Consider the following 10,284-nt stretch of genomic DNA (forward strand, 5'->3'; position numbering starts at 1 on the left):
ATTCTCTAAGTATACATTATGTTAAAAAAAACATAAAATTATACAAGGAGAATTTTTTAAATGGCTAATTTAAAAGGAAACAAATCAAACATCCTAAATTTTGAGACTAAAAAAGAGTTGATTATCAAGCATTTTGATCAAAATTTATCTTATAAAGACCTATCAAAAATGTACAATATTTCATATTCAACAGTTAGAAGAATGTGTGTAGATTGAGAAGTTTTTGGTGATGAATCGCTTATTTCAAAAACTGGAAAACACAATAAGCACAACGGAAAGATTAGAATCAATTCAAAAGATCCAAAAGATAAGAAAATTGCAGAACTTAATAAAAAATTGAAATGATTAGAAATGGAGAATGAGGTTTTAAAAAAGTTCAATGAACTGATGGAGAATTCAGAAAAAAAATTATAAAGTATTACAAAACTATAGATAAATATAATAACAAATACACGGTTCTTTCTTTATGTAAATTATTTAATGTCACAAGAGCGAGTTATTATCGCTGATGTGGTAAAAATAAACCGGATTATGAAATAAAAATAGATATGGACTTAGCATATAAAATAAAAAATATATTCATGATAAACAATGGCATTTATGGTGCACCCAGAATAAAAATAATTTTAAATAATCAAGGCATAGTAGTAAGTCAATCTAAAGTTGCAAGAATAATGAAATTATTTAATTTATATTCAGTTATAAGAATAAAAAAGATGTATAGAAAACCGAAAGAAGTCAAAAAAATAACTTATGGTCCTAATCATGTTAATAGAAATTGATCTTTGTATTCAAAAAATGAGCTTTGAGTTACAGATATTACATATATACCTTTCAATAAAAAATTTGCATATTTAAGTGTTTTGAAAGACGCAAACACTGGATTCATAGTAGGTCATGAGGTATCTTTAAAAAATGACATAGATATTTACAGAAAAACACTTGAGAAAGCTTCGCTTCATAGACAAGATCTATCTAAGAAACTTATTATCCATTCTGATAACGGAAATCAATATACATCTATATTTGCAAAGCGTTATGCTAAAAAAAATAATATTATAATATCATTATCTAGACCAGGTAATTCTATTGATAATGGGATGTGTGAAACCTTTTTTTCATCATTAAAAGAAGAGTGAAAAATAAAACTAAAGCAGGATGAGTTTCTCAAGTTGAAATTAGCAATCGACAATTATATAGAATTTTACAATTATGAAAGAATAATGATTAAACACAAGAGCCCTCCAGCATATGCTTATTTAGATTTCAAATTATGAAAAAAAATACTTCAAACTTGGTTGAAGTATTCTTATAAAAAACATTTTGTATACTTGACAAAATATATTTAGCTTATCTAATTTGCATCTTTTTTTATTTTGAAGTATTTGGTAGATTATTTAAAAAAAGTGGTTAAAATAATATTATGTAGATTAATCGAGGAACATAAACATGGTAAAAGGAAATTTAAATCAAAAAAGACACTTGGCAATTGATATTGGTACAAGCAAAACAAGGATTTATATTGATAATTTAGGGATGATTTATAATGAGGCGACTTTAATCGCGTTAGATTATAAAACAAAAAAAATAGTTGCAGTTGGAGATGAGGCTAAAAAGTTTGTTGGAAAACTTAGTGGTACTTTACAACTAAAATATCCTATGAAAAAAGGTGTTATTTCCGACATGGCTCTTCTTAAACTTTTCTTAAGCAACATATTAAAAAAATACAAAGAAGAAATTAAAGATTCAATAGTAACTTTAGCTTGTCCAACAAGCTTAACAGAGGTTGAACGAAACTCATTAATCAAAGCTATTAAAGAGTTGGGTGTTTATTTTGTTAGTGTTGAAGATGATATAAAACTAGCATTACTGGGTGCCGGAGTTGATATTACGAAACCAACAGGTAGACTTTGTTTGGATATTGGAGCGGGTAAAGCCACTGCTGCAATTATATCCTCAAACGAAACCATTACATCAAAATGAAGTAAAGCAGCTGGTAATGTAATTGATTCTGAAATAATCAAATTTTTAAAGGCTAAGAAACAGATATTAGTTGGTGATATTACAGCCGAGCAAATAAAAAATACAATTTCATCTTTAACTAAAACTAAAAACCCACTTAAAATGATGGCTTATGGTTATGATCTAAATTCAGGAATGCCTAGAAATGTTGAATTATCGGACAAAGATATCTCAAAATTAATCCTTGCAGCGTTTAGTAACCTAACAAATTTGATAACTAGCGTTCTTGAGGAATCTCCAAATGAATTGGCCGGTGACGTTATTAAAAACGGATTGTATATAACTGGTGGTATGGGAAACACTCATGGAATTAAATTTTTCTTTGAAGATTTTTTTGAAATTCCTGCAAACATAGTGAGGAATTTTGCAACCGCAACAATTGACGGTGCAATAGCACACAAAAATTTAACAATCAAAAAAATTGAAGACTCAAACGAGAAAATAAGCGATTGATAGTCATATAAATTAGTTATTTGTTAGGTTTATTCTCAAAAAGTGATATAATATGAAATCAATATCGAAACAACTTCAAAGTTGAAAGTTGTTTTTTTTGTGGTATAATTAAGAAAGATTACGTACTCTACTTTTAAATAGAACTACGTAATTCGTTTTTTAAAAAAAAGGAAAAAGGAGATTTAAATCATGGCAATTGGAAATAAAAAACCAACTTTCGTGTCAATGGATTTGGGTACTGCTAACACACTTGTTTACATAGCTGGACAAGGTATTGTTTATAATGAACCATCAATCGTTGCATACAGAATCAAAGAAAACAAAATCATTGCAGTAGGTGAAGAAGCTTATAAAATGATTGGTAAGGGAAACAAAACAATTCGCGTTGTTAGACCTATGGTTGACGGTGTTATCACCGATATTAGAGCAACTGAAGCTCAATTAAGATATATTTTTACAAAATTAAGAATTACTAAACAATTAAAACATTCTATAATGTTATTAGCATGTCCATCAGTAATTACTGAGTTAGAAAAAACTGCTCTTAAAAAAATAGCAGTTAACTTGGGTGCTGATCAAGTGTTTGTTGAAGAAGAAGTTAAAATGGCCGCTCTTGGTGGTGGTGTAAATATATATGCTCCAACAGGTAACCTAATCGTTGATATGGGTGGGGGAACTACTGATATAGCAGTTCTTGCATCAGGTGATATTGTATTATCTAAATCTGTTAAAGTAGCAGGTAACTATCTAAACGACGAGTGTCAAAAATTCATTCGTTCACAATATGGTCTTGAAATTGGATCTAAAACTGCAGAATCAATTAAAGTAAATGCAGGTTCATTAGCTAAATATCCAGACGAAAGACGTATGAAAGTTTATGGACGTGACGTTGTTTCAGGTTTACCAAGGGAAATTGAAATAACTCCTGAAGAAGTTCGTGAAGTATTGAAAGTTCCTGTTTCAAGAATTATAGATTTAACAGTTCAAGTTTTAGAAGATACTCCTCCAGAACTAGCTGGTGATATCTTTAGAAATGGTATTACTATTTGTGGTGGTGGTGCTTTAATTAGAGGTATCGATAAATACTTCGCTGACACATTACAATTACCAACAAAAATTGGTGAACAACCATTGTTAGCAGTTATTAACGGAACTAAAAAATTCGAATCAGAAATATGAGAAATCATTAAAGCTCAAAGATTACACGAAGACATCATGTCAAGATAATAAAAAACCGGACACACCGGTTTTTTATTTTATGCAAAATAATATACGACTATGAGTTGTATATTGAGTATAAATATATATAATCTATTTTGTCTTTGAAAAACGGAGGTATTATGAAAAAAATAATAACTATTTTGGGGTCTTTGACCTTGTGTACATCAACTATTAATATAGTTACTTCTTGTTCAGTTAATCCAGAAAGTAATAGCAAAAAAAACTTGACATCTATAAAAGGGGCTGATTTGACAGTTAGTCCAACAGGAAATGACGAAAGAAGTGTAAAAGAAAGTGTCTTATCACTTTTAGAAGACTTGTTTAAGTTTAGTATTATTGAGAATGTTGATGTTAGCTTTAGTAATTTTAAGAAAGCTACTTCAGATAATGATGGTTTAATCGTAGTCACAGCATTGGAAACCTCAGAAAAATTAGTTGGTCAAGTCACTTTAACAATAAAATACAAAAGTTAAATACTTTAAATAAATAAAACAAAGAGTACTTATAAAAACTACAATTATCATAATTAATAAATAAATCAAAATAATTGTATTTCGATAACAAAAACCAAAATAAAACTTCTCTTTAATAATCACAAAGCTATAAAAATAATTTAATTGCTTAATTATTATAAAGAGGGTATAATAATCATACATTATATAAAAATTAGGAGGAAAAATAATGAAATTTGAAGATCGCACTTTTATTGCCTTGGACTTAGGTACAAGCAACATATTAGCATACGTAGGGAACCAAGGTATAGTTTATGATCAACCATCAATAATGGCATACGATAATATGACAAACTCTTTAACTGCTTTAGGTAGTGAGGCGTACGAAATGATGGGAAAAACTCACGAAAATATAAGAATGGTAGTTCCAATTAAAGATGGAGTTATTACAGATTTGGAAGCTGCAAAAGATTTACTAAAACATGTCTTTTCAAAGTTAAAAATGCTTAACGACTGAAAAAACTCAATTATATTAATTTCATGTCCGAGTGAAGTTACAGAACTAGAGCGTGATGCTTTAAAACAAGTGGCTTATGACATGGGGGCAGAAATAGTTGTTGTTGAAGAAGAAGTAAAAATGGCAGCAGTTGGTGCTGGAATAAACATTGACATTCCGAAGGGAAATGTTGTAATCGATATTGGTGGAGGAACAACAGATATCGCCATCATCTCCGCAGGTGATGTAATAATTTCAAGATCAATTAAAATTGCAGGAAATGCATTCGATGAAGAAATAAAAAAATACATTAGATCAGAATATAATGTCACTATTGGTGATAAAACTGCAGAAAATGTTAAAAAAGAGTTAGGTTCATTAGCTAAATATAAAGGAGAAAGAACAATGTCTGTGTTTGGTAGAGACATAGTTTCGGGATTACCAAAAGAGGCAATAATTTCTTCTGAAGAAATTAGAAATGTTTTGGTGAATTCTTTTAGTAGAATTACTGATTTACTTATAGAATTAATGGAGAACACTCCTCCAGAACTAGCTGGTGATATAATCACAAACGGATTTATGATTTGTGGTGGTGGATCAAAAATACGAGGAATCAGAGAATACTTTAACGGTATTTTCTCAGTACCTTGTAAATTATCACCAAACCCATTGACAGGAGTTGTTGAAGGGGCCAAAGCATTTAGAAAAGTAATTAACAGAAGAATAGAAGTTGGTTATTATGGTAAAAATGCAAAAGACGCAAAAAAAGGAAGTCAAAGCAGCTACATCTAAAAAAATAATATAAACTTTGTTTTAAACAAAGTTTTTTTTGTCCGATTTTGCAAAAAAAAAGGACAGAGCTAATAGACTTACTGTTATCTTTTAGCACAATCACGTTTTTTTATACTTCTTAGTCTTTAATATTGAATATTTTTAAAGCATTTCTTGTAGTTACATCTATCACATCTGCTTTTTCTAGGTTTTTAATTTTTGTAATTCTGTCAATTGTGTGAATAATTTCCTTCGAAGTGTTTATTTTCCCCCTGTTTGGTTCAGGTGTTAAATAAGGAGCATCTGTTTCAACTACCATACTGTTTAAAGGGATTCTTTTTACAGTTTCATGCAACTCTTTAGCATTTTTAAAGGTTACTACACCAGGTATAGAAATTAGATAACCTCTTTCTGTAAATTTTTTTGCTAAATCATATCCTTTGGTGTAACAATGAACAATTGCTTTTTTTACCTTAAGTTCATCCAAGATTTTTAAAGCATCTTCGTAAGCCTCTTCTGAGTCTTGTTTATCTCTGATATGCAACATAACGACCAGATTGGCTTCTTTTGCGATTTTGATTTGCTTTCTGAATACTTCTTTTTGAACATCTTTGTGTTCTGAAGTGTAATAATAATCTAATCCTATCTCTCCAATAGCTACAATATTTTCGGCATGAGATAAAACATCGATTTCTTTTATGTCTTCTTCTGTTACTTTGTGTGCCTCGTCGGGATGTATCCCGACAGCACCATAAACATTCTTATATTTTATTGCATATTTAGCAGCCTTTTTTGAAGAGTTAACATCAAAACCGACACAACAAAATCATTTAACACCATTGATGTTAGCTTCTTTTATCATATCCTCTGTTAATATATCCAATTCCTTATAAATGTTGTCATTAAAATGTGTGTGTGTGTCAAAAATGCCAGACATTTACTTACCTACTTTCCAAGACAATATTTTCTAAATATATTGTCAATTACTTCTTCATCTGCTTCTATTATACCAAGTAAATGATTTATAATTTCTAGGGTTTTTGATAAATCCAGGTTCACCATATCTATGGGTAATCCATGGGTTATATTATCGACAGCATAGCTGAGGATGTTACTCATAATTTCTAACATAGCGATGTGCTCGACATTTGAAATTATTGGTAAATTGGTTTTCAATATATCTTCGTTTGCAAATTTCTGTTTTAAGAAAGATGTCAACTCGTCAACGCATTTATTTTTAGCTGAAACCAACACACAATTTTCATATTTTTTTCTTAGTTCATTAGCTTCTTCGTTTGTTAGTAGGTCACTTTTGTTTATTATAATAACATGATCCTTGTTTTTAATTTTTTCATAGATGCTCTTATTTAAATCGTTATTATTTATTACATATAATACTAATTCTGCTTCTTCAATAATATCCATACTTTTTTTTATACCTAGTTGTTCAACTACATCAATTGTGTTTCTTATCCCTGCAGTATCGATTAGGTTTAAAGTAAAATTTTCAAAGTTCAGCTCACCTTCAACTATATCTCTAGTAGTACCCTCAATATTCGTAACAATGGCTTTTTCTTCGTTAATAAGGGCATTTAACAGAGAAGATTTACCTACATTTGTTTCCCCGATTATTCCGGTCTTAATACCGTTGCTTATTTTAGAGACTCTCTTACTCAACTCTAATAAATTTTGAATATTATATTTAATGTTTTGAATTGACGCTGTTAATTCTTCAATAGTTGACCCCTCAATATCATCGTAGTCGGGGTAATCTATTGAGGTTTGGATTCTTGAAATGATATCCAACAACTCTTCTTTAATATCTAATAACATTTTGTTATTAGTGCCTTCTAAACTCTTAGCATTGATTTTGATAGATAGATTATTTCTTGAGTCTATTAAATTATTTATTGCATCTGCTTGCAATAAATCTATTTTTCCATTTAAAAAAGCTCTTTGAGAGAACTCCCCCGGTTTCGCCATTCTTGCCCCGTTTTTTATTAATAAATTCATTATCTTTTTTGAAAGGAGAACCCCTCCATGACAATTGATCTCTATCACATTTTCTCCTGTAAATGATTTGTTTTCAACAAATGTCAGTATAATTGCCTCGTCAATTACTTCATTTTCTTCATAGATTTTTCTAAGTTGAATTTTGTTTTCATAAGATAATTTAGTTTTTAAAAGTTTGTTCATAATTGAGAATGCATCTTCACCTGACATTCTTATTATGGATATGGCTTGTTTTGCTATCTTTGTTGCTGGCGCAATAATAGTATCGTAAATATTATTCTTCATATGCCACCTTCCGTTCTTAATTATAACAAATAAAAAACCAGATTACTTTTCTGGTTTTTTTCTGATTTTAATAACTTTGTTTTCATTCAAAGTAGTCGACTTTTTAATCAAATGATTATATTTTTTGACTATGTTATGGACGATTTTTCTTTTTGATTTTAAAATAGGAGGTAAGTAAACTCATTCTTCTCCTAAAAGTGCTTCCTTGACTTTTTTTCTAACAATAGAAACATCAAAACTTTCAGTTTGTTTTTTTAAAAACCCATAGTTTTTTAGATGCACTTTCTTTATTCAATTTCATTTATATTTTAATAATTTGTTAATTAGACGATTCAGTACTTTTCATTCTGTTTCTTCAATAAAGTAATCAGCTTTATATAAAAACACAAGAATTTTATTATTTTCTTTCAACTTAGTGGTGATCATTTTGAAAGAAAATAACTTATTGAAAAGATTTTTAAAGTAGTTTGTGATCTCTATTCTTTGTATTTCCACAAAAAAACTCTCTTTACAATTATCTTTCATTGAACGTTGTTTTTCCTTGTAAGATAGAAGTAATCGGAGAGTCTTAGTTTTATTAATTTTTAACATTTTTTACTTTTTCTGCAATCAATTTGTTCTTTTGAACAATTTTTTCTCGCTTGCGCTTAATTCTTGCAGATTTACTTTCTCTTATAAAGTGGAAAGCCAGTGTTTGACAAATTTGGAATCCTGAAGAGAAAATTCAATAAACAGCCACCCCTGACGCAATAGTTGCCACAATGAATATGAAAACTACAATAAATACAACTTGTATTATCAATTGTTTTCTCTTCGCTTTTTTTTGTTTCTCACTTTCAATTGCTTTTTTCTTTCTAAACATTTGAAGAATCTGAGGTAAAAGCATTGACACAATTTGCAATGGTAAGTAAACTGCTATAAGTGCAAAATATGCTCAATTACCTTGTTTAATTTGATCTCAAGGTTGCTCAACGAGAGATATCTGACCAACAGTTGCTACTTTAAGTGCATGCGCAGACCTAACTACAGATAACATCGCGAATAGGAAGGGCATTGATAAGAAAGATGTAACCAAGGAACTAATTGGACTTATACCTTCTTTTTTGTATAAAGCCATAAGTTCCATTTGTTGTTTTTGTTTTGCGGCTGGGTCTTTTGAACCCTTATACTTTTCTTGAATTTCTGCTTGTTTCCCTTGAAGAGATGTCATTTTTTCTTGATTTGACTGCGTTTTTCAAGTGAATAAAAGTGTTATTCCTTTAACTATAATCGAAGTGAATAGTATCGCTAAGATTGAAGAAACACCATAATTTGCTTTATCTGGATCAAGTAATCCCTTGTCGGATGTTCCAGAGAATAACAATACAAAACCTACCAATACAAATGATAGGGGATAAACGAAGAAACCGTAAAATGGGGAACTCGTTTTAGTAAATGCTTCTGCTCAATTTGATATAACATTATATTGATATTCACTTATAGTGCCATCAGCATTTTGAATAAATCAGTGGGTTTTATTTCCAAAGTCTTTTAAGGAAGCAATAATAATTTCAAAGGATACACCAGGCGCATATAATTTGTTACCAGCCATATCTGTTACTTGTCCTACAGTATAATCTGATTGATACATTTGTACACAACCTCATAACATAGAAACTATAACAAATACAAATAAAACAAGTTTAGTTCAACCTCATATTTTTTTAACGATTTCTTTTTTCGTCTTTTTTCCTTTACCACTATTATTCAAATACTTTGAATAATCTTGCTTGTACAAATGGAATCCCCCTTTTTTATTTTACTAAAGCTATTAATTTCTTTAGTTCGTTTAAATTTTCCTCAAAAGATCTTTTTAAAAGTTCATTTCTCGCAATAATAACAAGACCTATATTTTTGACAATAATTTCACTAAGTATTATCTTAATCATACCCCTAATTTGCCTTTTTATTTTATTTCTAACTATTGCATTACCTAGTTTTTTACCAACAGATATTCCGTACTTAAAATTATCTATGTTGTTTTTAGAAGTATACAAGATAAATGCTTTACCTTTTAGATAGCGCTTATTGCCTATTATTTTCTGAAATTCGTGATTTTTTTTAATTATATTTACATTTTTCATCAATCATTAAGCTGATAATCTTGCTCTACCTTTTGCTCTTCTGGCTTTAATAACTTTTCTACCGTTTTTTGTAGCCATTCTAGCTCTGAAACCATGAGTTCTAGCATGTTTGATCTTACTTGGTTGTCATGTTCTTTTCATATTAGTACCTCCTTTTTAAACAAACTTCTTTCAAGATTATATCTTATTTATTAACTTTTTTTAGTAGAACTTCCAATTATTTATTATATTTATTGGTGTTAGAAACTATGAGATATCTTTAATAATATCTTAATAATAGTTTAATAAGACTATTATGTGGAGAAATAGAAAAAGTTCAGTAAACATTGTGCTTTTTTAATAAAAGATATTAACATTTATGACTAAACATTAGCTTTTTTATAAGTTATCCACATGAAAATATTATATATAACTTATAATTTATTTGTTAAATAGTGAGGGATATAAA

At 29.2% G+C, this 10,284-nt stretch carries 12 protein-coding genes; 6 read left to right on the forward strand and 6 right to left on the reverse strand.

Going from position 1 to position 10,284, the window contains the following annotated elements:
• Positions 1 to 60: 60 nt before the first annotated feature.
• The 6 genes from SAPIS_RS05075 (at position 61) to mreB (SAPIS_RS05100) (ending at position 5,436) form a co-directional block, all read left to right on the forward strand.
• Positions 61 to 414: a helix-turn-helix domain-containing protein gene (locus tag SAPIS_RS05075; RefSeq protein ID WP_023789092.1), complete on the forward strand. Its 354-nt coding sequence runs from the start codon at positions 61 to 63 to the stop codon at positions 412 to 414.
• Positions 342 to 1,349, forward strand: coding sequence for an IS3 family transposase (locus tag SAPIS_RS05080; protein WP_041612618.1), 1,008 nt, complete (start codon positions 342 to 344; stop codon positions 1,347 to 1,349). The genes SAPIS_RS05075 and SAPIS_RS05080 overlap by 73 nt, the downstream gene beginning before the upstream one ends.
• 100 nt (positions 1,350 to 1,449) lie before the next feature.
• Positions 1,450 to 2,478 carry a rod shape-determining protein gene (locus SAPIS_RS05085; RefSeq protein WP_023790306.1) on the forward strand — a complete coding sequence of 343 codons (1,029 nt, stop codon included), beginning with the start codon at positions 1,450 to 1,452 and terminating at the stop codon, positions 2,476 to 2,478.
• A 186-nt stretch (positions 2,479 to 2,664) separates the two neighbouring features.
• Positions 2,665 to 3,702, forward strand: a complete 1,038-nt coding sequence (gene mreB / locus SAPIS_RS05090; protein WP_023790308.1) for a rod shape-determining protein — start codon at positions 2,665 to 2,667, stop codon at positions 3,700 to 3,702.
• Between the two features lie 113 nt (positions 3,703 to 3,815).
• Positions 3,816 to 4,169 (forward strand): hypothetical protein, encoded by a 354-nt coding sequence (locus SAPIS_RS05095; RefSeq protein WP_023790310.1) that lies wholly within the window; start codon positions 3,816 to 3,818, stop codon positions 4,167 to 4,169.
• A 208-nt stretch (positions 4,170 to 4,377) separates the two neighbouring features.
• Positions 4,378 to 5,436: a rod shape-determining protein gene (gene mreB / locus SAPIS_RS05100; RefSeq protein ID WP_023790312.1), complete on the forward strand. Its 1,059-nt coding sequence runs from the start codon at positions 4,378 to 4,380 to the stop codon at positions 5,434 to 5,436.
• A gap of 118 nt (positions 5,437 to 5,554) precedes the next feature.
• Here mreB (SAPIS_RS05100) and SAPIS_RS05105 read toward each other — a convergent pair whose 3' ends face one another.
• The 6 genes from SAPIS_RS05105 to rpmH form a co-directional block, all read right to left on the reverse strand.
• Positions 5,555 to 6,352, reverse strand: coding sequence for a TatD family hydrolase (locus tag SAPIS_RS05105; RefSeq protein ID WP_023790314.1), 798 nt, complete (start codon positions 6,350 to 6,352; stop codon positions 5,555 to 5,557).
• Positions 6,353 to 6,360: 8 nt separating this feature from the next.
• Positions 6,361 to 7,713 carry a tRNA uridine-5-carboxymethylaminomethyl(34) synthesis GTPase MnmE gene (mnmE, locus tag SAPIS_RS05110; protein WP_023790316.1) on the reverse strand — a complete coding sequence of 451 codons (1,353 nt, stop codon included), beginning with the start codon at positions 7,711 to 7,713 and terminating at the stop codon, positions 6,361 to 6,363.
• A gap of 42 nt (positions 7,714 to 7,755) precedes the next feature.
• The gene (locus SAPIS_RS05115) at positions 7,756 to 8,208 is read right to left on the reverse strand and encodes a hypothetical protein (protein ID WP_144083794.1); all 453 of its coding nucleotides are present in this window, start codon (positions 8,206 to 8,208) and stop codon (positions 7,756 to 7,758) included.
• A gap of 82 nt (positions 8,209 to 8,290) precedes the next feature.
• Positions 8,291 to 9,490 (reverse strand): membrane protein insertase YidC, encoded by a 1,200-nt coding sequence (gene yidC, locus SAPIS_RS05120; RefSeq protein ID WP_023790320.1) that lies wholly within the window; start codon positions 9,488 to 9,490, stop codon positions 8,291 to 8,293.
• Between the two features lie 16 nt (positions 9,491 to 9,506).
• Entirely contained in the window at positions 9,507 to 9,836 is a 330-nt protein-coding gene (rnpA, locus tag SAPIS_RS05125) for a ribonuclease P protein component (protein WP_023790322.1), read from the reverse strand.
• Positions 9,837 to 9,842: 6 nt separating this feature from the next.
• Entirely contained in the window at positions 9,843 to 9,977 is a 135-nt protein-coding gene (gene rpmH / locus SAPIS_RS05130; RefSeq protein ID WP_023790324.1) for a 50S ribosomal protein L34, read from the reverse strand.
• Positions 9,978 to 10,284 lie beyond the last annotated feature (307 nt).

It is taken from the genome of Spiroplasma apis B31 (genome assembly GCF_000500935.1).
Taxonomy (GTDB): Bacteria; Bacillota_I; Bacilli_A; order Mycoplasmatales; family Mycoplasmataceae; genus Spiroplasma_A; species Spiroplasma_A apis.